Origin of the sequence: Pseudomonas sp. UFMG81 (assembly GCF_015354575.1) — a bacterium.
GTDB lineage: Bacteria > Pseudomonadota > Gammaproteobacteria > Pseudomonadales > Pseudomonadaceae > Aquipseudomonas.
This window is the reverse complement of record NZ_JACAFQ010000026.1, coordinates 1-26,004: the sequence shown is the minus strand read 5'-3', so window position 1 is coordinate 26,004 and position 26,004 is coordinate 1. Positions and strand designations below refer to the sequence as shown.

Here is a 26,004-nt window from a genome sequence, read left to right as displayed (position 1 = left end):
GGTGGTCAGCCCGGCATTGCAATGCGTTGGCGCCTGGAGGATGCTGGCGCAACGTGCTATCTGCGGAGAACAACAACACATGCAGAGCAATCCGTTCAGCCGTCATGCCCAGCAAGTGCTGACCGTCGCCCACGGCCAGGCCAGCGGGCCGGGCAGCGACCCGTCCATTGCCCGTTCCTGGCTGCGTTGCCTGGAGGACTACCACCTCGACCCCGCGCGGGCTCAGGCTCCGGTGGTGCTCGAGCACGGTCGCCTGCTGGAGAGCCGCGAGCGCCTGCACCAGGTGCTGCAGATCGCCGACAACGAAATGACCAGCTTGCACCAGCAGTTGTCCGGCAGCGGGCATGCGGTGCTGCTCACCGACGCCCGTGGGGTGATCCTCAATTGCGTGACCGCGCCCAGCGAACGGCGCAGCTTCGAACGCGCCGGGCTGTGGCTGGGTGCGGACTGGAGCGAGGCGCGCGAGGGCACCAATGGCATCGGCACCTGCCTGGTCGAGCGCCAGGCGCTGACCATTCACCAGGGCGAGCACTTCCGTGGCCGTCATACCGGGCTGACCTGCTCGGCCAGCCCGGTGTTCGACCCCCACGGCGAGCTGCTGGCGGTGCTCGATGTGTCGTCGGCGCGGCCCGATGTGTCGCGCCAGAGCCAGTTCCACACCATGGCGTTGGTCAATCTTTCGGCGAAGATGATCGAGAGCTGTTACTTCCTGCGCCACTTCGAGCAGCACTGGCTGCTGCGTTTCCACCTGCAGGCCGAATCGGTCGGGTTGTTCAGCGAGGGCTTGCTGGCGTTCGACGGCGACGGGCGTATCTGCGCGGCCAACCAGAGTGCGCTGAACCTGCTGGGCAGCATTCGCGGTGGTGTGCTGGGCAAACCGGTTGATCGGTTCTTTGCCTGTAGTCATGACGAACTGTTCAGTCGCGCCACGGCGCAAGGCAGCACGGCGTGGCCACTGCATACGCGTGATGGCCGGCAGGTGTACGCCAGCTTGCGTGGCAAGGCGCATACACCCGTCTGGTCGGTGCCAGCAGCGTTGCCCCAGCCCGGCGAGCCCGGCATCTGCTTGCTCGACCCGGCCCTGCAAAATGATTTTCGCCGCGCCGTGCGGGTGTTCGAGCGCGATGTACCGCTGTTGCTGCGGGGCGAGACCGGTTGCGGCAAGGAAGCCTTCGCCCAGGCCGTGCATCAGGCCAGCGCCCGCCGGCACAAACCCTTCGTGGCGATCAACTGTGCGTCGATCCCGGAAAGCCTGATCGAAAGCGAGCTGTTCGGCTATCGCGGCGGCAGCTTTACCGGGGCGCGCAAGGAAGGCATGCGCGGCAAGCTGTTGCAGGCCGATGGCGGCACTTTGTTGCTGGACGAGATCGGTGACATGCCGCTGGCTTTGCAGACTCGGTTGCTGCGGGTACTGGAAGAGCGTCAGGTGGTACCGATTGGTGGTGAGCCCCAGGCGGTGGATGTGCGCATCATCAGCGCCACGCACCGGGACTTGCTGGAGCGGGTGGCACAGGGCGGCTTCCGCGAAGACCTTTATTATCGCCTCAATGGCCTGGAAGTGGCGTTGCCAGCGCTGCGCGAGCGCAGTGACAAGGGGCAGTTGCTGGACTTCTTGCTGCGACAGGAAGCCGAAGGGCAGGCGGTGGCCATCGAGCCTGCGGCGCGCCAGGCGCTGCTGGATTTCGCCTGGCCGGGCAACGTGCGGCAGATGCGTAACGTGCTGCGCACGTTGGTGGCGTTGTGCGAACAGTCCCATATCGAGCTCGCTGATCTCCCCGCCATCATCCGTAGCGCCTCGGTTCCTGTAGGAGCGGCCTTGTGTCGCGAAAGGGGCGCAGAGCGGCCCCAGGATCTTGTGGGTGATGCCGATTCCGCTGGGGCTGCTTCGCAGCCCTTTCGCGACACAAGGCCGCTCCTACATGCCGAGCGTGATGCATTGCTGGCCGTCCTGGAGGCCAACCGCTGGCACATGACCCATGTCGCCGAGCACCTGGGGATCAGCCGCAATACCTTGTATCGAAAACTGCGCAAACACGGCATCGCCAGGGCTGGCTGAACGAAACAGCGGGTGCGATTTCCCTCGCCCTGGGCTACCCTGCGTCGACGTTTTGCGAGGTCGACCATGCACATTCACATTCTCGGTATTTGCGGCACTTTCATGGGTTCGCTGGCAGTGCTGGCCAAGGAACTTGGCCACCGTGTCACCGGCTCCGACGCCAATGTCTACCCCCCCATGAGCACCCAGCTCCAAGCCCAGGGCATCGAGCTCACCCAGGGTTATGACCCGGCACAGCTGGAGCCGGCCCCGGACCTGGTGGTGATCGGCAACGCCATGTCGCGGGGCAACCCGGCGGTGGAGTACGTGCTGAACAAGGGCCTGCCCTACGTGTCCGGCCCGCAGTGGCTGGCGGACCATGTGCTGCAAGGGCGCTGGGTGCTGGCGGTGGCCGGTACCCACGGCAAGACCACCACCAGCAGCATGCTGGCCTGGGTGCTGGAACACGCCGGCATGAGCCCGGGTTTCCTGATCGGCGGCGTGCCGCAGAACTTCTCGGTGTCGGCCCGCTTGGGCGATACACCGTTCTTCGTGGTCGAGGCCGACGAATACGACAGCGCCTTCTTCGACAAGCGCTCGAAGTTCGTCCACTACCACCCGCGTACCGCGATCCTCAATAACCTTGAGTTCGATCATGCCGACATTTTCCCGGACCTTGCGTCCATCGAGCGGCAGTTCCACCACCTGGTGCGCACCATCCCGAGCGAAGGCCTGGTGATCCATCCGACCACCGAGCAGGCCCTGGAGCGGGTGATCGGCATGGGCTGCTGGACCCCGGTGCAGACCACCGGCAAGGGCGGCCAGTGGCAGGCGCGCCTGCTCAGTGCCGACGGCTCGCGCTTCGAGGTACTGTTCGAAGGCGAGGCGCAAGGTGTGGTGGACTGGGCGCTGACCGGCCAGCACAACGTCGCCAACGCCTTGGCCACCCTGGCCGCCGCCCGTCATGTCGGCGTGGCTCCGGCCATGGGCATCGAGGGCTTGAGCGCGTTCAAGAGCGTCAAGCGGCGCATGGAGAAGGTCGCCGAAGTGCAGGGCGTGACCATCTACGACGACTTCGCCCACCACCCCACCGCCATCGCCACCACCCTCGACGGCCTGCGCAAGCGCGTGGGCGAGGCGCCGGTGATCGCGGTGATCGAACCACGTTCCAACTCCATGAAGCTCGGCGCCCACCGTGACGGCCTGCCGGAAAGCGTCAACGATGCCGACCAGGTGATCTGGTACGCGCCGCCCAACCTGGGCTGGGACCTGGCCGGTACCGCGGCCCAGTGCAAGGTGCCGAGCATCGTGGCCGACAGCCTCGAGGCGATCATCGAGCGCATCAAGGGCCAGGCTCGTCCCGGCACCCACGTGGTGATCATGAGCAACGGCGGCTTCGGCGGCCTGCACGGCAAGCTGGCCGAGGCCCTGAAGTGAGCGGGCCCGAGCGCATCACCCTGGCCATGACCGGCGCCTCCGGGGCGCAGTATGGCTTGCGCCTGCTCGACTGCCTGGTGCGTGAGGACCGCGAGGTGCACTTCCTCATCTCCAAGGCCGCGCAGCTGGTGATGGCCACCGAGACCGACGTGACGCTGCCGGCCAAACCGCAAGCGATGCAGGCGTTTCTCACCGAATACACTGGCGCCGCCGACGGGCAGATCCGCGTGTATGGCAAGGAAGACTGGATGTCGCCGGTAGCCTCGGGCTCCGGCGCGCCAGCGGCGATGGTGGTGGTGCCGTGCTCGACCGGCACGCTGTCGGCGATTGCCACCGGCGCCTGCAACAACCTGATCGAACGCGCCGCCGATGTGACCTTGAAAGAGCGTCGCCAGTTGATCCTGGTGCCGCGTGAGGCGCCGTTCTCGACCATCCACCTGGAGAACATGCTCAAGTTGTCGCAGATGGGGGCGGTGATCTTGCCGGCAGCGCCAGGCTTCTATCACCAGCCACAGACCATCGACGACCTGGTCGATTTCGTCGTGGCGCGCATTCTCAACCTGCTGAACATCCCGCAGGACATGTTGCCGCGCTGGGGTGAGCACCACTTCGGGGTCGACGATTGAGGCGGATGTTGCTGGCGTTGCTGGTACTGGGCCAGCTTGGCGGTTGCGCCACGGTGCGTACCCTGGATGCCAACAAGCCGGGGGCGCCGGTGGTGTATGCCGGCACGCGGCTCGACCTGTACGTGATGAACGGTGGGTGCTGCCCGGAAGATCATTTCGGGGCGCTGGCGCCGGCCTATCCGGGGCTGGACCTGCCGGGGAGCGCGCTGCTGGATACCTTGCTGCTGCCGTTGTCGTTGCTGACGGCGGCGGGGATAGGCTTCAACGCCACCGGCGGGCTTTAGATACCAATCGCCGGTAAATCGGCCCCATCTGGTGAAGTGCAGTCTTGTAGGAGCGGCCTTGTGCCGCGAAAGGGCCGCAGAGCGGCCCCAGTGATCGATTGAGCTCCACAAATGGTTGGGGCTGCAATGCAGCCCTTTCGCGGCACAAGGCCGCTCCTACAGGAGTCGTGCAAGCCTTAGGGAGCCGGCTTTGCCGGCGAACCTGCTATTTCTTGCCGAGCTTGCGCAGCTCATCCGATTCGACGATCCGAATCCCGTCTTCTTCCTCCAGCGCCAACCGCCACAGCGCCCGAGCCAGGGTGCAGGCTTCGATCCCGCGGTACTTGCCGGGGATAAGCCGGGCAAAGGGCGCCGCCATGCGCTCGCCCAGTCGTGGTTCGATGCGCTCGCCCAGCAGCAGCGAAGGCCGAACGATGGTCAGCTGCGGCCAGTCCTGCTGCTTGAGCGCCTCTTCCATCTCACCCTTGACCCGGTTGTAGAAGACCGACGACTTCGGGTCGGCGCCCAGGGCGCTGATCACCAGCAGGTGGCGCGCGCCCATCTCGCGGGCGCGCTTGCTGAAGGCCACGACCATGTCCAGGTCGACCGCGCGGAAGGCGTTTTCCGAGCCTGCCTGCTTGAGCGTGGTGCCCAGGCAGCAGAAGGCGATATCGACGCGGCCAGCCAGTTGCGGGAGAAACACGGCCGGGTCACCCACGGGGTTTTCCAGGTGCGGGTGCTCGGCCAGCGGCCGGCGAGTCGGCGCCAGCACACGGCTGATGGTGGGTTCGTTGAGCAGGCGGTCGAGCAGGTGTTCACCTGTAAGACCCGTGGCACCGGCAAGCAGGACATGCTGAGGCGTCAAGTACATGATGTCTCTCCCTTGTTACACACAGCTTAGTGGGCGCCAGGTGTTTTTGCCTGTGGCCCCGCCGCTGGTTGTGCTTCATTGCGCAAGGCTTGTTCGGCCTGTAGCCGGCGCAGGCGCTGCCAGTGCGAGATCACCGCAGGCGGCGCCCAGAGCTGCGGCTCGGAGGCGTCGAAACCTTCCCTTCGTTCTCGTTCGGCAACACTTTGGCGCGCCAGTTCAAACGCCTGTTTCAGGTCGTCGGTCTGGTTCAGTGCCTGGGCGAACAGCGCGTCGCCGAAGTAGGTGAAGTCGGCCTCTTCCGAACAACCGAAGGATACCCGGTCCGGACGTGCGGCGGTCATGATGAGTGTGCGGTCGTCCTTGAGCGGGGCGATGTAGCCACCGGAATAGCAGGCGGAAATGACAATCACCTTGTCGCGCTCCTTGAGCGGCGCCAGGGCGCTGGCCAGCTCGTCGGCGGTCAGGTCGGCCAGTTGCAGGCGCGGCTGGTCCAGCACCAGCTGATGGTCCTGGCTGCCGTGGCTGGTCAGGTAGATGAACACCAGGTCTTCCGGGCCACTGCGCTCGGCGATCGTGCGGGCGGCGCGGGTGAGGTTCTCGCGGGTGGCCATGGGGCGGTCGGCCAGGTGGTCGCGGTGGTTGACCAGGGTCACCTGGCCATGGGCGCCGAAGCGCACCTTGAGCATGTTGCTGACGTAGTCGGCCTCGCGCATGAACACGCTCTGCTGGCCGTCGCCGGCCACCACCAGGCTGTACAGTTGCACGGGCGGGGCCGAGCGCGGCACCTTGGCCAACGCTTCGTCCAGCAGCTTGCCCTGGTTGAGCAGGGCGAGGTCGAGTGGGTCGGGGAGCAGCGTGCCCTTTTCGTCGCGCACCCGCACACCGTTGACCCAGTAGCCGCCTTCCACCTGGCCGTCGGCATGGATCAAGCGGCCATGGCCCTGGTAGGCGTCGTCGGCAAAGCCACCGATGTAGCGGCTGCCGTCGGCCAGCTGCAAGGTGCCGTTGCCGTTCAGGCGCCAGTCGCGGAAGCCGCCTTTGTAGCGGCTGCCATCGCTGCCCAGCAGTTCGCCTTCGCCCACCAGCGAGCCATCCTTGAACTGGCCAATCCACACGTCGCCGTCGGCGCTCTCGTAGCGCCCGCGCCCCTCCAGGCGGTTGTCCTTGAATTCGCCGATGTATTGCTCGCCCTCGACGCTGTCGTAGGTGCCCGCGCCCTGCAGCTCGCCGTCGATGAAATGACCGCTGAACTGGTTGCCGCTGGCATCGCTGCGTACCCCGGCGCCATTGGGCTTGCCCTTGGCGAACAGGCCCTGGTAGCGGCTGCCGTCGGCCAGGTCGAGCTGGCCGGCGCCGTCGTACTGGTCGTCCTTGAATTGGCCGCGGTAGGTCTGGTCGTGCTGCTTTAACGCGCCTTCGCCATCGCGCCGGCCGTGCTTGAAGGTGCCGGCGTAGTGGCTGCCGGGGGTGGTGAGGTCACCCAGGCCCTGGAACAGGCCGGCGTCGAACTGGCCGCGGTACACCTCACCGTTGCTGCCGTGCCATTCGCCCTGGCCATGCCACTGGCCATCCTTGAAGGTGCCGGCGTACCAGCTGCCGTTGGGGTAGTCGATGCGCCCCTCGCCCTGCAGCAGGCCATTGACCACCTGGCCCCGGTAGCGGCCGCCATCGGGCAGGCGCGCGTCGGGTGGCGACAGCGGTTCGCCGTCGCCGCAGGCGGCGAGCAGCAGGATCAGGGTGAGGGGGAGCAGTGGGCGCATGGTGAAGTCCGGACGAACGATGCACCGAGTATGCCAGCAGATGGAGGGGGGCGTGAATGAGAGGGCGTCTGCAGGAGCGGGTTTACCCGCGAAGGCGAGGGGGCAATCACCGCTCGCTTCGCGGGTGAACCCGCTCCCACAGAATCAGCGTCAGACGAAGCAGAGCGACAGTGGTTCGGCGATGTAGGCCGGTTTCTCTTCACCTTCGATCTCGAGGGTGACGGTGGCCTTGAGCAGCCACTGGCCGGGCTTTTTCTCGGTGGCTTCGTGCAGGTCGACCTTCAACCGCACGTTGCTGTCGACTTTCACCGGCTGGATGAAACGCACGCTGTCCAGGCCGTAGTTGACCACCATCTTCAGCCCTTCGGGCAGCACGAGGATGCCTTCCATCAGCTTGGGGATCAGCGACAGGGTGAGGAAACCATGGGCGATGGTGGTGCCGAACGGGGTCTTGGCGGCCTTGACCGGGTCGACATGGATGAACTGGAAATCGCCGGTGGCCTCGGCGAACAGGTTGATGCGCTGCTGATCGATCTTCAGCCATTCGGAACGTCCCAGTTCCTTACCAACGTACTGCGAAAGCTCTGTAACCGGTACATAAGGCATCGCGACACTCCTGATTGTCATTTGGTACGAAGGTGCAAGATCATCACGACGAACCGTTTCAGTCAAGTTGCCCGTTTTTCGGCGAATATCGCCTTATAGACGCCTGCCGGGCGTGCCTATAATGGCCGCCTGCTTTCAGGAGGTCCGTATGCTGTTGCGTGGTTTGACCTGGCTGGTGCTGTTCCAGCTGCTGGGGACGGCGATCAATCACCTGTTCCTGCACATCCTGCCCGGGCCGATCATCGGCCTGCTGCTGTTGCTGGCGTTCCTGATGATTCGCGGCGAGGTCGGCAAGCCGCTCAACGAGGCCGCCAGCAGCCTGCTGCGCTACCTGCCGTTGCTGCTGGTGCCACCGGCGGTGGGGGTGATGGTCTATGCAAAAGACATTGCTGCGGACTTCTGGGCCATCGCCGGGGCGTTGCTGATCTCCTGTCTGGTCACCCTGGTCGTCGTCGGGGTGCTGATGCAGAAGCTGATCCATCGCCAGGGCAAGCATGAGGAGCAGCCATGAACCTCGACTGGCACGGCGCGCTGGAGGCGGTCATCCGCCATCCGTTGTTCGGTATCGGTATCACCCTGGCGGCTTACCAGCTGGTGCTGGCAGCCTATGAGAAGACCCGCTGGATCTTCCTGCAACCGGTGCTGGTGTCGATGCTGGTGGTGATCGGCATCCTGCTGGCGTGTGGCATCGACTACGCCGAATACCGCAAGAGCACCGAGATCATGGGCACGCTGCTGGGCCCGGCCACGGTGGCCCTGGCGGTGCCGCTGTACCTCAACCTGCGGCGCATCCGCCAGCTGTTCTGGCCGACATTTACTACGCTGGTAGTCGGAGGGGTGTTCGCAACAGTGGCCTGCCTGGCATTGGGGTGGTGGTTCGGTGCCGAGCACATGATCCTGATGACCATGGCGCCGAAATCGGTCACCTCGCCCATCGCCATGCTGGTGGCCGAGCAGATCGGTGGCGTGGCGGCGCTGGCGGCGGTGTTCGTGCTGATCACCGGGGTGATCGGGGCGATCTTCGGCCCGGCGCTGTTGAGCCGCTGCGGTGTGCTCAGCCCCGAAGCCCGGGGCATGGCGCTGGGGGTGACCGCCCACGCGGTGGGTACTTCGGTGGCCTTGCAGGAAAGTGACGAATGCGGCGCCTTCGCCGCGCTGGCGATGAGCCTGATGGGGGTGGCCACGGCGGTGTTCCTGCCGTTGGCGGTCAGCCTGGTGGCTTGAGGAATAGACATGACGCTCCCGCTGTTTCCGCTCAATACCGTGCTGTTTCCCGGATGCCTGCTCGACTTGCAGATCTTCGAGGCGCGCTATCTGGACATGATTGGCCGTTGCATGAAACAGGGCACCGGCTTTGGCGTGGTGTGCATCCTCGAAGGCGAGCAGGTGGGCAAGGCACCACCTGTCGTGGCCTCGATCGGTTGCGAAGCGCTGATTCGCGACTTCGTGCAGCAGGACAACGGCCTGCTGGGGATTCGCGTCGAAGGTGTCAGGCGTTTCACGGTCGAGCAGACCGAGGTGCAGAAGGACCAGTTGCTGGTCGGGCAGGTGCAGTGGCTGCCCGATCAGCCGGACAGCGCGTTGATGGAACAGGACGACGATCTGCTGGCGTTGCTGCTGGCGCTTGGCGAACACCCGATGGTCGAGGCGCTGGACATGCCGCGTGACGTGGACGGGCGGCAGTCGCTGGGCAACCAGCTGGCGTACCTGCTGCCGTTCATGGAAGAAGACAAGCTCGATTTGCTGGCGATCGATTCACCGCAGCAACGGCTGGAGGCGATCCAGGCGTTGCTGGAGCGGATCCAGGGTGAGTTGTTTGCCTGAATGCTTCATTGGCCCCTTCGCGGCTGAAGCCGCTTTCAAAGGGCTTGCGCATAACCTGTAGGAGCGGCCTTGTGTCGCGAAAGGGGTGCGCAGCGCCCCCAGGATCTGGAGTACGCCCAATATCGCTGGGGCCGCTCTGCGGCCCTTTCGCGACACAAGGCCGCTCCTACAGAGGCCGCGCAAGACACAAATCGGCTTGCCGTGGTGACGGACCGCGGCGAATCAGGCGCCGCGATTTCAATATTGGTAACGCAACAACGCCTTGGGCAGCGCATGCAGGGCAAAGAACGCCAGCAAGGCGATGCAGGCCGGCAGCACCAACCACCACACCCGCAGCGACAACGCCGTCAGCGGCTGGCGATACTGCACCAGGGTCAAGCTCGCCGCACACACGCAGCAGGCCAGCAGCGCGCCGGCCAGGATATCGGTCGGCCAGTGCGCGCCCAGGTACACCCGTGACAGGGCGATCGACAGTGCCGGCAGGCACCCCAGCATCACCCAGGTCAGGCGCATGCGCGGTGGTTGCCCGCGCCCGGCCAGCACCGCCAGCACCAGGAAGAACGCGAACGCCGCCGAGCTGTGGCCGCTGGGCATGCTGTAGCTGGTCAGCGGGTCGCTCAGCACTTCCGGGCGGGCGCGAGCGAACAACCATTTCAGCGTGCCATTGGCGATAGCCGTGCCCATCAGCGTGGCACCTGCGAACAGCGCATGGCGCCATTGGCGGGCCAGCAGCAACAACCCGGTCAGCAGCCCGCCGAGGAAGAACTGGGTGCGGAAGTCGCCCAGGCGGGTCACCAGCACCACGGCGCCGTCGATGACCTGGCTGCGATGCTCTTGCACCAGGGTCATCACACCCTGGTCGAATTCGCTCAGGTAAGGCCAGCCGATGAACAGCGCTGCCACCGCCACGCCGCTCAGGGCGGCGATCAGGCGGGTGCCGTGGCGTTGGTCGCGGATACTGCTGTTCAGGCTCAGGCCGATCAGCACGGCCAGCGTGCCGACGACGATCCCGGCATCCAGCCAGAACCCTTCCGGCAACGGCAGGCGCATGGCCGCGCCGGTGGCCCAGCCCGGCAGCAGGTAGGCGACCGACCAGCCAGCGCCGGCCACCAGGCTGACGGCGATGAAGCGCGGCAGGGGCATGTCGAACATGCCGGCGACCATCGGCAGCATCGGCCGCAGCGGGCCGATGAAGCGGCCCACCAGCAGGCTGGCAATGCCATAGCGCTGGAAGTAGGTTTCGGCGCTGCCGATCCACTCGGGGTGGCTGCGCAGCAGTGGTAGGCGGCGGATGTTCTGGTGGAAGTACTTGCCCACGCCGTAGGAGATCGCGTCGCCGAGCACGCCGCCGAGGAACCCTAGCAGCAGGGTTTCGCCGAGGGTGAACGCGCCGCTGCCGGCCAGCACGGCCACGGCGAACAGCAGTACCGTGCCGGGCACGATGATGCCGGCGATGGCCAGGCATTCCACGCAGGCCACCACGAAGATAGCCAGGCCAAGCCACTGCGGGTTGGCGCCGAGCCAGGCGGTCAGGCTGTCGAGCCATTGGCCCATGGGTCAGTTTCCTTGTACGAGAATGTGGAAGTCTTTGCCTTCGACCTGCCCACGGCGCAGAGGGTTGCGCGTGCAGTGGCGGGCGTACGCTGCGTCAACGAAGCGATAGGGCAGGTGCTCGTCGCGACCATGGGGGATGCCCAGGCGGGCGGCCTGGATCACCCGCGGTACAGGGATGCCACAGTCCTCGACATACAGGCGTTCGGGGTCGAATCGCTGGGCATCCCAGTGCGGCACCTTCAGCCCCAGGGCCCGGCACAGCAGGGTCTGGCCATTGCACAGGCGCTCGGGCGGGCGCAGGTTGCCGCTGGCGTCGGGGTTGTTCAGTTGCATCTGCGCCAGGCTGTTGTCGTCGGACAGGGCGTCGACCCAGGGGTAGGCCGACTTGATCAGCACCGCGTTGCCCGGGCCTTGGGCGCTGAAGTTCAGCGAGTCGCCGCCGCGGGCGTAATACATGTAGATGTGCCCGCCATCGAGGAACAGTGCCTTGCGTTTTTCGGTGAAGCCGAGCGAGGCGTGGCTGCCTTTGTCTGTCAGGTAGTAGGCCTCGGTCTCGATGATCCGCGCCGCCAGCCAGAGGTTGCCGTGGCGGTGGCGGATGACCTTGCCCAGCAGCTCGCGGGCGAGGGTCTGGGCATCGCGGTCGAAGAAGCTGTCGGGCAGGGCGCGGGCCGGGCAGGGGACTGGTTCGGGCATGCGGGCGGTTCGTGGCGATAAAGGCGGGGATGATAGCAATGAATGGCTTAATCGAGGCTGAATCAGGCAGGGCTCATCGCGGGGCAAGCCCGCTCCCACGAAGACGCCCGATGCCCAATGATGGCGTGGGCGCGGGCTTGCCTCGCGAAGGATGGGAGAAAATTCCGATACGGGCAGTTACATCTTTCCTACTGGTGAAGGTCGCCATTTTCTACCATCCGCCACCCGCCGCTGGGCGTACCCGAGCGCGCCAGTTATAATCAGCCGATTTCCCCTTTGCCAAGACACAGAGCCCATGACTGAGTCCGTTCTTGACTACATGACCCGCCTGGGTCGCGCCGCCCGTGAAGCCTCGCGCGTGATCGGCCGTGCCAGCACCGCGCAGAAGAACCGCGCCCTGCAGGCCGCCGCCGACGCCCTCGACGGCGCCCGCGCCGAGCTCACCGCAGCCAATGAACAGGACCTCGCCAAGGGCCGCGCCAATGGCCTGGAGCCGGCGCTGCTCGACCGCCTGGCGCTCACCCCCGCCCGTATCGACGGCATGATCACCGGCCTGCGCCAGGTGGCCAGCCTGCCGGACCCGGTCGGCGCCGTCCGCGACATGAGCTACCGCCCGTCGGGCATCCAGGTCGGCAAGATGCGCGTGCCGCTGGGGGTGATCGGCATCATCTACGAGTCGCGTCCGAACGTGACCATCGACGCCGCCAGCCTGTGTCTCAAGTCGGGCAACGCCACCATCCTGCGTGGCGGCTCCGAGGCCATCCACTCCAACCGCGCCATCGCCGCCTGCATCCAGCGTGGCCTGGCCGAGGCCGGCCTGCCGCCAGCGGTGGTGCAGGTGGTCGAGACCACCGACCGCGAAGCCGTGGGCGCGCTGATCAGCATGCCGGAGTTCGTCGACGTGATCGTCCCGCGCGGTGGCCGTGGCCTGATCGAGCGCATCAGCCGCGACGCGCGGGTACCGGTGATCAAGCACTTGGACGGCATCTGCCATGTCTTCGTTGACGAGCACGCCGACCTGGACAAGGCCTGGCGGGTGGCCTTCAACGCCAAGACCTATCGCTATGGCATCTGCGGCGCCATGGAAACGCTGCTGGTGGACCAGCGCGTGGCCGAGCGCTTCCTGCCGGAAATGGCCCGCCGCTTCCAGGAGAAGGGCGTGGAGCTGCGCGGTTGCGAGCGCACCCAGGCCATCATCGACAGCAAACCCGCCAGAGAAGACGACTGGCACACCGAATACCTCGACGCGATCCTGTCGATCCGCGTGGTCGACGGCCTGGAGCAGGCCATCGAACACATCAACCACTACGGCTCGCACCACACCGACTCGATCATCACCGAACACCAGGGCCAGGCCCGGCGCTTCATCGCCGAGGTCGACTCGGCGTCGGTCATGCTCAACACCCCGACCTGCTTCGCCGACGGCTTCGAGTACGGCCTGGGCGCGGAGATCGGTATCTCCACCGACAAGCTGCACGCCCGTGGCCCGGTCGGCCTGGAAGGCCTGACCTGCGAGAAGTACGTGGTGATCGGCGACGGCCAGCTGCGCGGCCAGGGGTCGTGCTGAGTTGAGCGAGCCTGTGGCAGTGCGGCGCGTCGGCATTCTCGGCGGAACCTTCGACCCGGTGCATATCGGCCACCTGCGCAGCGCGCTGGAAGTGGCCGAGTTCATGCGCCTGGACGAACTGCGCCTGCTGCCCAACGCCCGCCCGCCGCACCGCGACACCCCCCAGGTGGCGGCGCAGGACCGGCTGGCCATGGTGCGTGAGGCGGTGCAGGGTGTGCCGCAGCTGAGCGTGGACGACCGAGAACTGGCGCGCGACAAGCCGTCGTACACCATCGACACCCTCGAATCGGTGCGTGCCGAGCTGAACGGGCACGACCAGTTGTTCCTGATCATGGGTTGGGACGCGTTCTGCGGCCTGCCCAGCTGGCACCGCTGGGAAGAGTTGTTGCAACACTGTCACATCCTGGTGCTGCAACGCCCGGATGCTGACGTCGAACCCCCTGACGAGCTGCGCAACCTTCTGGCTGCGCGCTCGGAGAGCGATCCCACCGCCATGTCCGGCCCGGCGGGGCACATTTCGTTCGTCTGGCAGACGCCGCTCGCGGTGTCCGCCACGCAGATCCGACAGCTGCTGGCCAGCGGCAAGTCGGTGCGGTTCCTGGTGCCGGACGCAGTACTGGCCTACATCGAGGCGCACGGCCTGTACCGTGCGTCCACCTGACGGCGCCCGTGGGCGCCTCAATCAATGAGTTGAACGAGTTTTATATGACCAAGCAGAAAATCAACGGCATCAGTGGCGAAGAACTGGTCAAGCTGACCATCGCCGCGCTGGAAGACGTCAAGGCCCAGGACATCCAGGTCATCGACGTGCGTGAAAAGCACAGCCTGACCGACTACATGATCATCGCCACCGGTACCTCCAACCGCCAGATCAACGCGATGCTGGAAAAGGTCCGCGAGACGGTCAAGAAACAGGGCGCGCAGCCGCTGGGCGAAGAAGGCAAGGGCGACAGCGACTGGGTGCTGCTGGACCTCAACGACGTCATCGTGCACATGATGACCGCCGCTGCCCGCCAGTTCTACGACCTCGAGCGCCTGTGGCTGGGTGCAGAGCAGAGCCGTGCTGCCGATGCCAAGCACCACAGCCCGGAAAACGCCAGCGACTACTTCACCGACAAGCTCAAAGACCGGGAATAAGGAAGCGCCGTGCGTCTGCGTCTGATCGCGGTCGGCTCGCGCATGCCCAAGTGGGTCGAGGAAGGCTGGCATGAGTATGCCAAGCGCCTGCCCCCGGAGCTTGCGCTGGAGCTGGTGGAAATCCCGCTGAACACCCGCGGCAAGAACGCCGATGTCGCCCGCCTGATCCGTCAGGAGGGCGAGGCGATGCTGAGCAAGGTGCAGCCCGGGGAACGCATCGTCACGCTCGAGGTCCATGGCAAGCCGTGGAGCACCGAGCAACTGGCGGGCGAGCTGGACCGTTGGCGCCTGGATGCGCGTACGGTCAACCTGATGGTGGGCGGCCCGGAAGGGCTGGCGCCGGAGGTGTGCGCGCGCAGCGAACAGCGCTGGTCGCTGTCGCCGCTGACACTGCCGCACCCGTTGGTAAGGATACTGATCGGCGAGCAGATCTACCGCGCCTGGACCGTGTTGTCCGGGCACCCCTACCACAAATGAACCTGTAAGCCCGCCCGATGCCGCAGCAGATCCGCCTCAAGGACCATGAGAAAGACGCCCGCCTGGTGCGTAACCGCGTCGTCGTGGGCGCCGTGGCGGTGGTGCTGCTCGTCTGCGTGCTGATCGCGCGGCTCTACTACCTCCAGGTCATCCAGTACGACTACCACTCCACGCTGTCGGAGAACAACCGGGTGCACGTGCAGCCGATCCCGCCGACCCGCGGGTTGATCTTCGACCGCAACGGGGTGATCGTCGCCGACAACCGCCCCAGCTTCAGCCTGGTGATGACCCGCGAACGCGCCGGCAACCCCGGCAAGTGGCAGGAAGTGCTGGATGTGATCGTCGAGGTGCTGGAGCTCACGCCTGATGACCGCGCGCTGTTCGAGAAGCGCATGAAGCAGGGGCGCAGGCCGTTCGAGCCTGTGCCGATTCTGTTCGAGCTCAATGAAGAGCAGATCGCCCGCATCGCCGTGAACCAGTTCCGCCTGCCCGGCGTGGAAGTGGCCGCGCAGCTGGTGCGCCATTACCCGCAAGGTGCGCACTTCGCCCACTCGGTGGGCTACGTGGGGCGGATCAACGAGAAAGAACTCAAGACCCTCGACCCGGTGAACTACAGCGGCACCCACCACATTGGCAAAACCGGTATCGAGCGCTTCTACGAGCCCGAACTGCACGGCCAGGTGGGCTACGAAGAAGTCGAGACCAACGCCCGTGGCCGGGTGCTGCGCGTGCTCAAGCGCACCGACCCCAAGCCTGGCAAGGACATTGTCCTGAGCCTCGACATCAAGCTGCAGGAAGCCGCCGAGCAGGCGCTGGGTGGGCGTCGCGGTGCCATCGTGGCCCTCGACCCGCGCACCGGCGAGGTGCTGGCGATGGTCAGCCAGCCGAGCTTCGACCCCAACCTGTTCGTTACCGGCATCAGCTTCAAGGCCTATGCCGAGCTGCGCGACTCGATCGACCGGCCGCTGTTCAACCGGGTGCTGCGCGGCTTGTACCCGCCGGGCTCGACCATCAAGCCGGCCGTGGCCATCGCCGGCCTCGACAGTGGCGTGGTGACGGCCTCCAGCCGGGTGTTCGACCCCGGCTATTACCAACTGCCCAATTATGACCACAAGTACCGCAACTGGAACCGCACCGGCGATGGCTGGGTGGATCTGGATGTGGCGATCATGCGGTCAAACGATACGTACTTCTACGATCTTGCGCACAAGATGGGTATTGATCGGCTATCGAGTTACATGAACAAGTTCGGCATCGGCCAGAAGGTCTCGCTGGACATGTTCGAAGAATCCCCAGGCCTTATGCCTTCCCGCGAGTGGAAGCGCGCCACCCGCCGCCAGGCCTGGTTCCCCGGCGAGACGCTGATCCTCGGCATCGGCCAGGGCTACATGCAGACAACACCCTTGCAACTGGCCCAGGCCACCGCGCTGATCGCCAACAAGGGCGTGTGGAACCGCCCGCACCTGGCCAAGACCATCGAAGGCCAGCCGCCGGTCGATGAAAACCCCATGGACAACATCGTACTGCGCGACAAGTCCGATTGGGCCAAGGTCACCCACGGCATGGAGCAGGTGATGCACGGTGCCCGCGGTACCGCGCGCAAGGCCGCCATCGGTTCGCAATACCGCATCGCCGGCAAGAGCGGCACCGCCCAGGTGGTGGCGATCAAGCAGGGCGAGAAGTACGACCGCAACAAGCTCCAGGAGCGCCACCGCGACCACGCCCTGTTCGTTGCCTTCGCCCCTGCCGAAGACCCGAAGATCGTGGTCTCGGTGATGGTCGAGAACGGCGAGTCCGGCTCCGGTGTCGCCGCCCCCGTGGTACGCCAGGTGATGGACGCCTGGCTGCTCGACGAGAATGGCCGCCTCAAACCCGAGTTCGGCCCCGCCACAGTCGCCCAGGAAACGGCCCCGTGAAGAACAATTTCGATCGCATGCTCTCCAGCGAGGACGTGATGCGCCGCCGCGCCAGCTTCCTGCAGCGCATCCATGTCGACGGCCCCTTGCTGCTCATCCTGCTCACGCTGGCCGCCGGCAGCCTGTTCGTGCTGTATTCGGCCAGCGGCAAGAACTGGGACCTGCTGATGAAGCAGGCCAGCTCGTTCGGTATCGGCCTGGTGTCGATGTTCATCATCGCCCAGCTCGAGCCGCGCTTCATGGCGCGCTGGGTACCGCTGGCGTACCTGGCCGGGGTGTTCCTGCTGGTGGTGGTGGACGTGATGGGCCACAACGCCATGGGTGCCACGCGCTGGATCAACATCCCCGGGGTGATCCGCTTCCAGCCCTCGGAGTTCATGAAGATCATCATGCCGGCGACCATCGCCTGGTACCTGTCCAAGCGCACCCTGCCGCCGCACCTCAAGCACGTGGCGATCAGCCTGGTGATGATCGGCGTGCCGTTCATCCTCATCGTCCGCCAGCCAGACCTGGGCACGGCGCTGCTGATCCTCGCCTCCGGTGCCTTCGTGCTGTTCATGGGCGGGCTGCGCTGGCGCTGGATCATCAGCGTGCTCGCCGCCGCAGTGCCGGTGGCGGTGGCCATGTGGTTCTTCGTCATGCACGACTATCAAAAACAGCGCGTGCTGACCTTCCTCGACCCGGAAAGCGACCCGCTGGGCACCGGCTGGAACATCATCCAGTCCAAGGCGGCCATCGGTTCGGGCGGCGTGTTCGGCAAGGGTTGGCTGCTGGGTACCCAGTCGCACCTGGACTTTTTGCCCGAGAGCCACACCGACTTCATCATCGCCGTGCTCGGCGAGGAATTCGGCCTGGTGGGCATCTGCATGCTGCTGCTGATCTACATCCTGCTGATCGGGCGCGGGCTGATGATCACCGCCCAGGCACAAACGCTGTTCGGCAAGCTGCTGGCAGGCAGCCTGACCATGACCTTCTTTGTTTATGTGTTCGTCAATATCGGTATGGTCAGCGGCCTGTTGCCCGTGGTGGGTGTGCCGCTGCCCTTCATCAGCTATGGCGGAACTTCGTTGGTGACGCTGCTGTCAGCGTTTGGCGTTCTGATGTCGATCCACACACACCGCAAGTGGATCGCGCAAGTTTGAAAAAGGTGAAGATTTCAATGCAAGCAGTGCGTGGCTGGGCTGCCCGACTGGCACCGTGGATCGGTGCGTTGGGCCTGTTCGGCGCTGTCCCGCAGGTTCATGCCGGCGACTACGACGGTTCACCCAAGGTGGCCGAGTTCATTGGCGAAATGACCCGTGACTATGGCTTTGCCAGCGAACAGCTGCAGGGCGTATTCAGCGAGGTGCAGCGCAAGCAGGCGATCCTCGATGCGATCTCGCGCCCTGCCGAGCGGGTCAAGCCGTGGAAAGAATATCGGCCGATGTTCATCACCGACGCGCGCATCGCCCGTGGCGTGGACTTCTGGCGCCAGCACGAGGCGGTACTGGCGCGTGCCGAGCAGGAATATGGCGTGCCGGCGCAGTACATTGTCTCGATCATCGGTGTAGAGACGTTCTTTGGCCGCAATACCGGCAATTACCGGGTGATCGACGCCTTGTCGACGCTGGGCTTCGACTACCCGCCGCGGGCCGAGTTCTTCCGCAAGGAGCTGCGCGAGTTCCTCCTGCTGGCACGCGACGAGCAACTCGACCCGCTGACGCTCAAGGGTTCCTACGCCGGCGCCATGGGCCTGCCGCAGTTCATGCCGAGCAGCTTCCGCCATTACGCAGTGGACTTCGACGGCGATGGCCACATCAATATCTGGACCAACCCTGACGATGCCATCGGCAGCGTGGCCAGCTACTTCAAGCGCCATGGCTGGGTGGCCGGTGAGCCCGTGGTCAAGCGCGCGCGGGTCAGCGGCGCGCGCGCCGACGAGGGCTTGACCACCGGCATCGAGCCGGCCAAGACCGTTGCCCAGTTGCGGGCGCTGGGCTGGTCGGGCGATGATGCGCTGCGCGATGATCTGCCGGTCACCGCCTTCCGCCTGGAAGGCGACAGCGGCCCCGAGTACTGGATGGGCCTGAAGAACTTCTATGCGATCACTCGCTACAACCGCAGCGTGATGTATGCCATGGCGGTGCATCAGCTCGCCGAACAGCTGGTTCAAGCACGGGGCGTCAACTAATGCGCGCGATCATCTCTGGCAACACCTTCAAGCTGCTGACCTGCGTGACCGTCGGCATGCTGCTGGTCAGCTGCTCCTCCAGCCGCCCCACCCCGCAAAGCAGCGGCAACACCGTGCGCACCCAGCCGGGCCTGGACATCAACCGCGCCCACAAGGACGGCGCGCCCTGGTGGGACGTGGACGTCAACAAGATCCCCGACGCCACCCCCACGGTGCATACCGGCAACTACAAGGCCAACCCGTACACCGTGCTGGGCAAGACCTATTACCCCATGCAGGACTCGCGCAACTACCGCGCCGAGGGCACCGCGTCGTGGTACGGCACCAAGTTCCACGGCCAGAACACCGCCAACGGCGAACTGTACGACCTGTATGGCATGAGCGCGGCGCACAAGACCCTGCCGCTGCCGGCCTACGTGCGGGTGACCAACCTGGCCAACGGCCGCAGCGTGATCCTGCGGGTCAACGACCGTGGCCCGTTCTATTCCGACCGCATCATCGACCTGTCCTACGCGGCGGCGAAGAAGCTCGGCTATGCCGAAAGTGGCACCGCCCACGTGCGCGTCGAGGGCATCGACCCGCAGCAATGGTGGGCCCAGCGCGGCCAGCAGCCACCGCTGATGCTCAAGGAGCCGCAAGTGGCCCAGGCCCAGCCGATCGCCGCCAGCACCGGGCGTGTCGAGCAGTGGACCCCACCACCGCAGCAGCACGCGGCGCCGGTGGTACCGGTGCAGGTCAGTGGCAACAATGTGCCCAACAGCAGCGGTGGCAGCATCTTGCAGGTGGGCGCCTTCGCCAACCCGGATGCCGCCGAGCTGCTGCGTTCGAAACTGAGCACCATGGTCAGTGCGCCAGTGTTCATCAGCTCCGTCGTGCGCAACCAGCAGACGCTGCACCGCGTGCGCCTGGGGCCGATCAACAGCCAGGGCGAGATCCAGCAGGCCCAGGACAGCATTCGCCTGGCCAATCTGGGTCAAGCCAAAGTAGTCACCGACTGAAGGCTGTGCGCTTACTGTAGGAGCGGCCTTGTGCCGCGAAAGGGCCGTGAAACGGCCCCAGATTTCAGCGTCACCGCAGATATCGCCGGGGCTGCTTCGCAGCCCTTTCGCGACACAAGGCCGCTCCTACAGGGAGCGCGCCTGATTCGAAGTCGGCGAAACAGACGACGCCGACCTGTCGGTTTGTTCATGAATTACCGGGCGTTGCCATGTACAATGCCCGCTTTTGCCCGCAGCGGCATTAGGTCGCACTTTTGCGGGCCAGGCCACAGGCCATATAACCAGACTGACGGGGCGTAGGGCACACGACGTGGCCCACGGAACATCAGACCATTAGCGATTTACGAGAGACGGATGAACATCACCAACCTTGCCAAACGACTTTGCCTGCCTGTTCTGCTGCTGATCACGCCCGTCGCCTTCGCGGCCGAGCAGATGATGCCGGCACCGCCACAACTGGCCGCCAAGTCCTACGTACTCATGGACGCGTCCAGCGGCAACGTGCTGGTCGAGAACAACGGTGACGAGCGCCTGCCGCCAGCCAGCCTGACCAAGCTGATGACCGCCTATATCGCGACGCTCGACATCCGTCGCGGCCAGATCGGCGAGAACGACCCGGTGACCGTCAGCGAGAACGCCTGGCGCACCGGTGGTTCGCGCATGTTCATCAAGGTCGGCACCCAGGTCACCGTCAGCGACCTGCTGCACGGCATCATCATCCAGTCGGGCAACGACGCTTCGGTCGCCCTGTCCGAGCACATCGCCGGCAGCGAAGACGCCTTCGCCGACATGATGAACAAGACCGCCGCGGATCTTGGCATGGCCAACAGCCACTTCATGAACCCCACTGGCCTGCCGAACCCGGAGCACTACTCCTCGGCCCACGACATGGCCCTGCTGGCGCGCGCGATCATCAACGAAGACCCTGCGCACTACGCCATCTACTCGCAGAAAGAGTTCTTCTGGAACAACATCAAGCAGCCCAACCGCAACCTGCTGCTGTGGCGCGACAAGACCGTCGACGGCCTGAAGACCGGCCACACCGACGAAGCCGGCTACTGCATGGTCGCCTCCGCCGTACGTGACGGCCAGCGCCTGATCGCCGTGGTGTTCGGCACCAACAGCGAGCAATCGCGTGCCGCCGAGACGCAAAAGCTGCTGACCTACGGTTTCCGCTTCTTCGAAACCCAGACCTTCTACCAGAAGGGCACCGAGCTGACGCAAGCCCAGGTATGGAAAGGCGCGACCAACCAGGTGAAAGCCGGCCTGGCCAACGACCTGACCATGACCATGCCTAAAGGCCAATTGAAACGCCTCCAGGCTTCGATGACCATGAACCCGCAGCTGACCGCGCCCATCGCCAAAGGTGACGTGATCGGCAAAGTGGAAGTCAAACTGGACGAGAAAGTGGTTCACAGCGCCGACCTCATCGCCCTCGATGGTGTGGAGGAAGCTGGTTTCTTCGGCCGTATGTGGGATAGCATCCGCCTGTTCTTCTACGGTTTGTTCAACTGATACGTGACCTGCAACGCCCCCGTGAACCAGGCGGGGGCGCTGTTGCTGCCACGGCTTACGAGGCCGTTACCGCCATGAGCGAAGAAGACGTCAAGTCGCACAAGATCGAATTCCCCTGCGAGGACTACCCGATCAAGGTGATCGGCGACACCGTTGTCGGTTTCCGCGACACCGTGATCGAAATCCTCAGCAAGCACGCCAAGGTCGACCTGTCGACGCTGGCCGAGCGCCAGAGCAAGGAAGGCAAGTACACCACGGTGCAACTGCACATCGTGGCCGAAAGCGAGAACCAGCTGCACGACATCAACAGCGCCCTGCGGGCCACCGGCATCGTGAAAATGGTGCTGTGATGCCTGGCGTTCTCGGTATCCGCGAGCTTGGCCTGCAGCCCTATGAACCGGTGCTGGAGGCCATGCGTCGTTTTACCGAGCAACGCGGCCCGGACAGCCAGGACGAAATCTGGCTGGTCGAGCACCCGGCGGTGTTCACCCAGGGCCAGGCCGGCAAGGCCGAGCACCTGCTGGTCCCTGGCGACATCCCGGTGGTGCAGACCGACCGCGGCGGCCAGGTCACCTATCACGGCCCCGGTCAGCTGGTCGCCTACCTGCTGCTGGACGTGCGCCGCTCTGGGTACGGGGTGCGTGAGCTGGTCAGCCGCATCGAGCAGACGCTGATCGACCTGCTCGCCAGCTACGGCGTGCAGGCGGCGGCCAAACCCGACGCCCCTGGCGTCTACGTCGATGGCGCGAAGATCGCGTCCCTCGGCCTTCGAATCCGCAATGGTCGTTCCTTCCACGGCCTTGCTCTGAACGTGGACATGGACCTTGCGCCATTCCGCCGAATCAACCCCTGTGGGTATGCGGGGCTGGCCATGACCCAGCTGCGCGACCTGGCAGGCCCGATCGAACTTGACGAGGTCAGGACAAGGCTGCGCGGACAGCTGGTCAGGCACCTCGACTATGCTGAGCAGACGACCCTGACGGGCGGAATCGACTGATTATGACAACTGTGCAAGAAGCCGTGCCGAACCTGATCCCGACGCAAGACGTCACCCCACGCCAGGCTCCGAAGAAAGTCGAAGCGGGTGTGAAGCTGCGCGGCGCCGAAAAGGTGGCGCGCATCCCGGTGAAGATCATCCCCACCGAAGAACTGCCGAAAAAGCCCGACTGGATTCGCGTGCGCATCCCGGTATCCCCGGAAGTCGACCGTATCAAGCAGCTGCTGCGCAAGCACAAGCTGCACAGCGTGTGCGAAGAGGCCTCCTGCCCGAACCTGGGCGAATGCTTCTCCGGTGGCACCGCCACCTTCATGATCATGGGCGACATCTGCACCCGTCGCTGCCCGTTCTGCGACGTCGGCCATGGCCGACCGAAGCCACTGGACCTGGACGAGCCGAAGAACCTGGCCGTGGCCATCGCCGACCTGCGCCTGAAGTACGTGGTGATCACCTCGGTGGACCGCGACGACCTGCGTGACGGCGGTGCCCAGCACTTCGCCGACTGCATCCGCGAAATCCGCGCGCTGTCGCCGGGCGTGCAGCTGGAAACCCTGGTGCCGGACTACCGCGGCCGCATGGATGTAGCGCTGGAAATCACCGCCCAGACCCCGCCGGACGTGTTCAACCACAACCTCGAGACCGTCCCGCGCCTGTACAAGGCCGCGCGCCCGGGTTCGGACTACGACTGGTCGCTGGACCTGCTGCAGAAGTTCAAGCAGATGGTCCCGCACGTACCGACCAAGTCCGGGCTGATGCTCGGCCTGGGCGAGACCGACGAGGAAGTGATCGAGGTCATGCACCGCATGCGCGAGCACGATATCGACATGCTCACCCTCGGCCAGTACCTGCAACCGTCGCGCAACCACCTGCCGGTGCAGCGCTTCGTGCACCCGGACACCTTCGCCTGGTTCGCCGAGGAAGGTTACAAGATGGGCTTCAAGAACGTCGCTTCCGGCCCGCTGGTGCGCTCTTCGTACCACGCCGACCAGCAGGCTCACGAAGCCAAGATCAAGCTCTGATACGGGCTTGAGATGAACATGCCGATGCGCGCCGAGAGGCGGCATCGGCTTTTTTTTAGCTGCATGTTTGAAGTGACAAGCTACAAGGAGTAGCGCGATGAATTGCCTGGAGACCGTTGAGCCCCTGCTGCCCAGGGCGCTATCCGCCAATGCCCGGTTCGCCATCGTCGCACCGGCGGGGCCGGCACGGCTGGACGCCGACAAGGCTCGCCGGTGGTTCGAAAGCCGCGGGCATCAGTGCCGTATCTACCCAGGGGTCAACCAGGCCGATGGGTACCTGGCGGGCAGCGACCAGCAGCGTTTGCAGGACCTGCACGAGGCTTTCGGCGACCCGCAGATCGACGCCATCCTGTGCATGCGCGGTGGCTACGGCAGCATGCGCCTGCTGGATGCGCTCGATGTCGAGCTGATTCGCCGCAACCCCAAGCCGCTGGTGGGCTACAGCGACATCACCGCGCTGCACGCGGTGCTCAACCGGCATGCCGGGCTGGTCAGCTTCCATGGCGCGATGCTCAATGCCGACCTGCTGGGTGGCAAGCAGGAACCGACGGTGAGCTCGCTGCTCGAGCAGCTTGGCGGGCGGTTGGGGCAGGGCGATGCCATCGGCCACCCGGCAGCCTATCCACTGAATACGATCGTGCCGGGTGTGGCCAGCGGGCGGCTGGTCGGGGGCAACCTGTCGATGCTCGGGGCGACGCTGGGGACGGTGGCCGAGCTCGATTGCGAAGGCGGCATTCTGTTCATCGAGGACGTCAACGAGCCGTTGTACCGGGTGGATCGCCTGCTGACCCAGCTGCGTCTGGCTGGCAAGTTGCAAGGCTTGCGTGGCGTGCTGGTGGGGGATTTTGCCGGGGTGACGGTGGCGGCCATGACCCCCTTGCTGCTGGATATCTTCGCGCCGCTCAGGGTGCCGGTGCTGGCCGGCTGGCGCAGCGGGCATTGCGACCCGAATGTGTGCTTGCCGCTGGGGGCGCGGGTGAGGCTGGATGCCAGCGAGCAAAGCCTGGTGCTGGAACAGGCGCTGTTCAAGGCTTGAACTGGCCGGGGCTGCTTTGCAGCCCTTCGCGGGCAAGCCCGCTCCCACAAGGGCTAAGCGCAGTGCCTGTGGGAGCGGGCTTGCCCGCGAAGGGCCGCAGAGCGGCCCCCGTATTCCACTAGCGGCGCAGGCTATCCAGCAGCTTGTGCGTCGGATACCCATCCGCCGGCCAGCCCTGCGCCTGCTGCGCATTGCGGATGGCTTTGCGGGTGTTGGCGCCGATGATCCCGTCCGGATTACCCGCTTCATGCCCGCTGGCATTGAGCAGGGTCTGCAGCTCGATACGCTCGCTGCGGCTCAAGGGTAGGTCGTCCTTCGGCCAGCTGCCAGCAATGAAACCCCAGCCATAGAACCGATCGCCCAGCAGGCTCACCGCCAGTGCATAGGACGACGAGTTGTTGTACTTGAGAATCGCGCGGAAGTTGTCCAGCACCAGGAACGCCGGGCCACGGGCGCCTGCGGGCAGCAGCAGGGCGGCGGACAGCTGGCTGCTGTTGGCCGGCAGCTGGGTGCCTGCCGGTAGTTTTACGCCCAGTTGCAGCCACTCGCTGACGCTCTTGCGCTGGCTGCCGTCGGCCAGCCAGAAGTCGAAACCAGCGGGTACCTGCACTTCGAAGCCCCAGGGTTGGCCGCGCTTCCAGCCGGAAGCTTGCAAGTAGTGCGCGGTCGAGGCCAGCGCGTCGGCGGTGCTGTTCCAGATATCGCGGCGACCATCGCCGTCGAAGTCCACGGCGTGGGTCAGGTAAGTGGTGGGGATGAACTGGGTCTGCCCCATGGCGCCGGCCCAGGAGCCGCGCATGGCGTCGGGCTGGATGTCGCCGTTCTGCAGGATCTGTAAGGCGGCGATCAACTGGTCCTGGGCGAATTGCGGGCGGCGGCCTTCGTAGGCGAGGGTGGCCAGCGAGCGGATCACCGACTTGCTGCCCTGGAACTGGCCAAAGTTGCTTTCCATGCCCCACACCGACACCAGCACCTGGCGGTCGACCCCGTAGCGCTGTTCGATGCGGCTCAGCAGCTCGCCGTTCTGCTCCAGCAACTTCTTGCCGTTGCGTACACGCAGGGGCGACAGGGCGCCGTCCAGGTACTCCCAGACTGGGCGGGAGAATTCGGGTTGGCTGCGGTCGGCCTTGATCACGTCCATGTCCGGGGTGACACCCAGGAAGGCGCGGTCGAACAGGCTAGGGCTGATGCCGGCTTGCAGGGCTTGCTGACGGAAGCCTGCCTGCCATTGGGGGAAGGTTTGCAGCGGCTGGATTTCGGTGCTGGTGTCGGTGTGGGGCATGGAAAGCAACTTTGGCCAGTTCCAGGGCAGCAAGTCGGTGATCCGCTCGCTGGCCACCCTCGCCTACGAAGGCCGCCGCCCGCAATTCGCCCAGGACCAGTTGATCGCCGCCTTACAGATCCTGCAGAACGGCGACATCCAGCCCGACGCCATGCGCGGCTCCTGGGCCGGCGCCATGGGGCAGACCCAGTTCATCCCCACCACTTACCTGACCCACG

At 65.3% G+C, this 26,004-nt stretch carries 26 protein-coding genes and 1 pseudogene; 21 read left to right on the top strand and 6 right to left on the bottom strand.

The genetic code is table 11. The features are described from left to right. The first annotated feature begins 79 nt into the window (after positions 1-79). The 4 genes from IX761_RS18680 to IX761_RS18665 all read left to right on the top strand — a co-directional run bounded on the left by IX761_RS18680 (position 80) and on the right by IX761_RS18665 (position 4,382). Positions 80-2,056, top strand: a complete 1,977-nt coding sequence (locus IX761_RS18680) for a sigma-54-dependent Fis family transcriptional regulator (RefSeq protein WP_194791040.1) — start codon at positions 80-82, stop codon at positions 2,054-2,056. Between the two features lie 66 nt (positions 2,057-2,122). Then, on the top strand, positions 2,123-3,472 hold the full coding sequence (gene mpl, locus IX761_RS18675; RefSeq protein ID WP_194791039.1) for a UDP-N-acetylmuramate:L-alanyl-gamma-D-glutamyl-meso-diaminopimelate ligase: 1,350 nt from the start codon (positions 2,123-2,125) through the stop codon (positions 3,470-3,472). Then, positions 3,469-4,098 carry a flavin prenyltransferase UbiX gene (ubiX, locus tag IX761_RS18670; RefSeq protein WP_194791038.1) on the top strand — a complete coding sequence of 210 codons (630 nt, stop codon included), beginning with the start codon at positions 3,469-3,471 and terminating at the stop codon, positions 4,096-4,098. Before mpl ends, ubiX begins: the two co-directional genes overlap by 4 nt. A 5-nt stretch (positions 4,099-4,103) precedes the next feature. After that, positions 4,104-4,382 (top strand): YceK/YidQ family lipoprotein, encoded by a 279-nt coding sequence (locus IX761_RS18665; protein ID WP_416366803.1) that lies wholly within the window; start codon positions 4,104-4,106, stop codon positions 4,380-4,382. Between the two features lie 205 nt (positions 4,383-4,587). Here IX761_RS18665 and IX761_RS18660 read toward each other — a convergent pair whose 3' ends face one another. The 3 genes from IX761_RS18660 to IX761_RS18650 all read right to left on the bottom strand — a co-directional run bounded on the left by IX761_RS18660 (position 4,588) and on the right by IX761_RS18650 (position 7,598). Continuing rightward, positions 4,588-5,232, bottom strand: a complete 645-nt coding sequence (locus tag IX761_RS18660; RefSeq protein ID WP_194791036.1) for an oxidoreductase — start codon at positions 5,230-5,232, stop codon at positions 4,588-4,590. Positions 5,233-5,258: 26 nt separating this feature from the next. Beyond that, positions 5,259-6,992, bottom strand: coding sequence for a C13 family peptidase (locus tag IX761_RS18655; protein ID WP_194791035.1), 1,734 nt, complete (start codon positions 6,990-6,992; stop codon positions 5,259-5,261). Between the two features lie 150 nt (positions 6,993-7,142). Further along, positions 7,143-7,598 carry a MaoC family dehydratase gene (locus tag IX761_RS18650; protein WP_194791034.1) on the bottom strand — a complete coding sequence of 152 codons (456 nt, stop codon included), beginning with the start codon at positions 7,596-7,598 and terminating at the stop codon, positions 7,143-7,145. A 148-nt stretch (positions 7,599-7,746) separates the two neighbouring features. On the opposite strand from IX761_RS18650, the gene IX761_RS18645 reads away from it, so the two are divergent. The 3 genes from IX761_RS18645 to IX761_RS18635 are packed head-to-tail and all read left to right on the top strand — an operon-like array spanning position 7,747 to position 9,422. Further along, complete coding sequence (locus tag IX761_RS18645; RefSeq protein ID WP_194791033.1) at positions 7,747-8,109, top strand: CidA/LrgA family protein; 363 nt, start codon at positions 7,747-7,749, stop codon at positions 8,107-8,109. Then, complete coding sequence (locus IX761_RS18640; protein WP_194791032.1) at positions 8,106-8,822, top strand: LrgB family protein; 717 nt, start codon at positions 8,106-8,108, stop codon at positions 8,820-8,822. The genes IX761_RS18645 and IX761_RS18640 overlap by 4 nt, the downstream gene beginning before the upstream one ends. Positions 8,823-8,831: 9 nt before the next feature. Beyond that, the gene (locus IX761_RS18635; RefSeq protein WP_194791031.1) at positions 8,832-9,422 is read left to right on the top strand and encodes an LON peptidase substrate-binding domain-containing protein; all 591 of its coding nucleotides are present in this window, start codon (positions 8,832-8,834) and stop codon (positions 9,420-9,422) included. 237 nt (positions 9,423-9,659) lie between these two features. Here the strand turns inward: IX761_RS18635 and IX761_RS18630 are convergent, their stop codons facing one another. Together IX761_RS18630 and IX761_RS18625 are read right to left on the bottom strand one after the other, a co-directional pair. Next, entirely contained in the window at positions 9,660-10,976 is a 1,317-nt protein-coding gene (locus tag IX761_RS18630; protein ID WP_194791030.1) for a bifunctional DedA family/phosphatase PAP2 family protein, read from the bottom strand. A gap of 3 nt (positions 10,977-10,979) precedes the next feature. After that, positions 10,980-11,672, bottom strand: coding sequence for a DNA-3-methyladenine glycosylase (locus IX761_RS18625; protein WP_194791029.1), 693 nt, complete (start codon positions 11,670-11,672; stop codon positions 10,980-10,982). A 295-nt stretch (positions 11,673-11,967) separates the two neighbouring features. Here IX761_RS18625 and IX761_RS18620 point away from each other — a divergent pair, with 295 nt between their 5' ends. From IX761_RS18620 to IX761_RS18560, 13 genes are all read left to right on the top strand, one after another. Next, positions 11,968-13,239 carry a glutamate-5-semialdehyde dehydrogenase gene (locus IX761_RS18620; protein ID WP_194791028.1) on the top strand — a complete coding sequence of 424 codons (1,272 nt, stop codon included), beginning with the start codon at positions 11,968-11,970 and terminating at the stop codon, positions 13,237-13,239. A gap of 1 nt (position 13,240) precedes the next feature. Further along, positions 13,241-13,900 carry a nicotinate-nucleotide adenylyltransferase gene (gene nadD, locus IX761_RS18615; RefSeq protein ID WP_194791027.1) on the top strand — a complete coding sequence of 220 codons (660 nt, stop codon included), beginning with the start codon at positions 13,241-13,243 and terminating at the stop codon, positions 13,898-13,900. Between the two features lie 44 nt (positions 13,901-13,944). Beyond that, positions 13,945-14,376, top strand: coding sequence for a ribosome silencing factor (gene rsfS / locus IX761_RS18610; RefSeq protein WP_194791026.1), 432 nt, complete (start codon positions 13,945-13,947; stop codon positions 14,374-14,376). Positions 14,377-14,385: 9 nt separating this feature from the next. Continuing rightward, positions 14,386-14,853 carry a 23S rRNA (pseudouridine(1915)-N(3))-methyltransferase RlmH gene (rlmH, locus tag IX761_RS18605; RefSeq protein WP_023631106.1) on the top strand — a complete coding sequence of 156 codons (468 nt, stop codon included), beginning with the start codon at positions 14,386-14,388 and terminating at the stop codon, positions 14,851-14,853. Positions 14,854-14,870: 17 nt separating this feature from the next. Then, positions 14,871-16,769, top strand: a complete 1,899-nt coding sequence (mrdA, locus tag IX761_RS18600) for a penicillin-binding protein 2 (protein WP_194791025.1) — start codon at positions 14,871-14,873, stop codon at positions 16,767-16,769. Between the two features lie 38 nt (positions 16,770-16,807). Further along, positions 16,808-17,911: a rod shape-determining protein RodA gene (gene rodA, locus IX761_RS18595; protein WP_194791081.1), complete on the top strand. Its 1,104-nt coding sequence runs from the start codon at positions 16,808-16,810 to the stop codon at positions 17,909-17,911. A gap of 17 nt (positions 17,912-17,928) precedes the next feature. Further along, complete coding sequence (gene mltB / locus IX761_RS18590; protein WP_194791024.1) at positions 17,929-18,939, top strand: lytic murein transglycosylase B; 1,011 nt, start codon at positions 17,929-17,931, stop codon at positions 18,937-18,939. After that, complete coding sequence (locus tag IX761_RS18585; RefSeq protein WP_194791023.1) at positions 18,939-19,937, top strand: septal ring lytic transglycosylase RlpA family protein; 999 nt, start codon at positions 18,939-18,941, stop codon at positions 19,935-19,937. The genes mltB and IX761_RS18585 overlap by 1 nt, the downstream gene beginning before the upstream one ends. 354 nt (positions 19,938-20,291) lie before the next feature. Further along, positions 20,292-21,452, top strand: a complete 1,161-nt coding sequence (locus IX761_RS18580) for a D-alanyl-D-alanine carboxypeptidase family protein (RefSeq protein ID WP_194791022.1) — start codon at positions 20,292-20,294, stop codon at positions 21,450-21,452. A gap of 74 nt (positions 21,453-21,526) precedes the next feature. Next, positions 21,527-21,802, top strand: a complete 276-nt coding sequence (locus tag IX761_RS18575; protein ID WP_011535839.1) for a DUF493 domain-containing protein — start codon at positions 21,527-21,529, stop codon at positions 21,800-21,802. Then, on the top strand, positions 21,802-22,449 hold the full coding sequence (gene lipB, locus IX761_RS18570) for a lipoyl(octanoyl) transferase LipB (protein WP_194791021.1): 648 nt from the start codon (positions 21,802-21,804) through the stop codon (positions 22,447-22,449). Before IX761_RS18575 ends, lipB begins: the two co-directional genes overlap by 1 nt. Positions 22,450-22,451: 2 nt before the next feature. Further along, positions 22,452-23,468, top strand: coding sequence for a lipoyl synthase (gene lipA, locus IX761_RS18565; RefSeq protein ID WP_228533708.1), 1,017 nt, complete (start codon positions 22,452-22,454; stop codon positions 23,466-23,468). Positions 23,469-23,565: 97 nt separating this feature from the next. Then, positions 23,566-24,504 (top strand): S66 peptidase family protein, encoded by a 939-nt coding sequence (locus IX761_RS18560; protein ID WP_194791020.1) that lies wholly within the window; start codon positions 23,566-23,568, stop codon positions 24,502-24,504. 118 nt (positions 24,505-24,622) lie between these two features. On the opposite strand, the pseudogene IX761_RS18555 reads toward IX761_RS18560, so the two are convergent. Next, positions 24,623-25,780: pseudogene (locus IX761_RS18555) on the bottom strand (lytic murein transglycosylase); the annotation flags it as partial. Positions 25,781-25,784: 4 nt separating this feature from the next. Between IX761_RS18555 and IX761_RS18550 the strand changes: the two are divergent. After that, positions 25,785-26,004, top strand: a 220-nt coding sequence (locus IX761_RS18550; RefSeq protein ID WP_416366802.1) for a lytic murein transglycosylase, incomplete at its 3' end; no start/stop codon positions are given.

Excerpts from the sequence above, each read along its gene's own strand:
- IX761_RS18560 (WP_194791020.1), top strand. The coding sequence starts at position 23,566 with ATGAATTGCCTGGAGACCGTTGAGCCCCTGCTGCCCAGGGCGCTATCC.
- mltB (WP_194791024.1), top strand. The coding sequence starts at position 17,929 with ATGCAAGCAGTGCGTGGCTGGGCTGCCCGACTGGCACCGTGGATCGGT.
- IX761_RS18635 (WP_194791031.1), top strand. The coding sequence starts at position 8,832 with ATGACGCTCCCGCTGTTTCCGCTCAATACCGTGCTGTTTCCCGGATGC.
- rsfS (WP_194791026.1), top strand. The coding sequence starts at position 13,945 with ATGACCAAGCAGAAAATCAACGGCATCAGTGGCGAAGAACTGGTCAAG.
- IX761_RS18585 (WP_194791023.1), top strand. The coding sequence starts at position 18,939 with ATGCGCGCGATCATCTCTGGCAACACCTTCAAGCTGCTGACCTGCGTG.
- IX761_RS18625 (WP_194791029.1), bottom strand. The coding sequence starts at position 11,672 with ATGCCCGAACCAGTCCCCTGCCCGGCCCGCGCCCTGCCCGACAGCTTC.
- IX761_RS18660 (WP_194791036.1), bottom strand. The coding sequence starts at position 5,232 with ATGTACTTGACGCCTCAGCATGTCCTGCTTGCCGGTGCCACGGGTCTT.
- IX761_RS18630 (WP_194791030.1), bottom strand. The coding sequence starts at position 10,976 with ATGGGCCAATGGCTCGACAGCCTGACCGCCTGGCTCGGCGCCAACCCG.
- lipA (WP_228533708.1), top strand. The coding sequence starts at position 22,452 with ATGACAACTGTGCAAGAAGCCGTGCCGAACCTGATCCCGACGCAAGAC.
- IX761_RS18650 (WP_194791034.1), bottom strand. The coding sequence starts at position 7,598 with ATGCCTTATGTACCGGTTACAGAGCTTTCGCAGTACGTTGGTAAGGAA.
- IX761_RS18620 (WP_194791028.1), top strand. The coding sequence starts at position 11,968 with ATGACTGAGTCCGTTCTTGACTACATGACCCGCCTGGGTCGCGCCGCC.
- mpl (WP_194791039.1), top strand. The coding sequence starts at position 2,123 with ATGCACATTCACATTCTCGGTATTTGCGGCACTTTCATGGGTTCGCTG.
- IX761_RS18640 (WP_194791032.1), top strand. The coding sequence starts at position 8,106 with ATGAACCTCGACTGGCACGGCGCGCTGGAGGCGGTCATCCGCCATCCG.
- IX761_RS18665 (WP_416366803.1), top strand. The coding sequence starts at position 4,104 with ATGTTGCTGGCGTTGCTGGTACTGGGCCAGCTTGGCGGTTGCGCCACG.
- IX761_RS18680 (WP_194791040.1), top strand. The coding sequence starts at position 80 with ATGCAGAGCAATCCGTTCAGCCGTCATGCCCAGCAAGTGCTGACCGTC.
- IX761_RS18580 (WP_194791022.1), top strand. The coding sequence starts at position 20,292 with ATGAACATCACCAACCTTGCCAAACGACTTTGCCTGCCTGTTCTGCTG.
- mrdA (WP_194791025.1), top strand. The coding sequence starts at position 14,871 with ATGCCGCAGCAGATCCGCCTCAAGGACCATGAGAAAGACGCCCGCCTG.
- rodA (WP_194791081.1), top strand. The coding sequence starts at position 16,808 with ATGCGCCGCCGCGCCAGCTTCCTGCAGCGCATCCATGTCGACGGCCCC.
- IX761_RS18575 (WP_011535839.1), top strand. The coding sequence starts at position 21,527 with ATGAGCGAAGAAGACGTCAAGTCGCACAAGATCGAATTCCCCTGCGAG.
- IX761_RS18655 (WP_194791035.1), bottom strand. The coding sequence starts at position 6,992 with ATGCGCCCACTGCTCCCCCTCACCCTGATCCTGCTGCTCGCCGCCTGC.
- IX761_RS18645 (WP_194791033.1), top strand. The coding sequence starts at position 7,747 with ATGCTGTTGCGTGGTTTGACCTGGCTGGTGCTGTTCCAGCTGCTGGGG.
- lipB (WP_194791021.1), top strand. The coding sequence starts at position 21,802 with ATGCCTGGCGTTCTCGGTATCCGCGAGCTTGGCCTGCAGCCCTATGAA.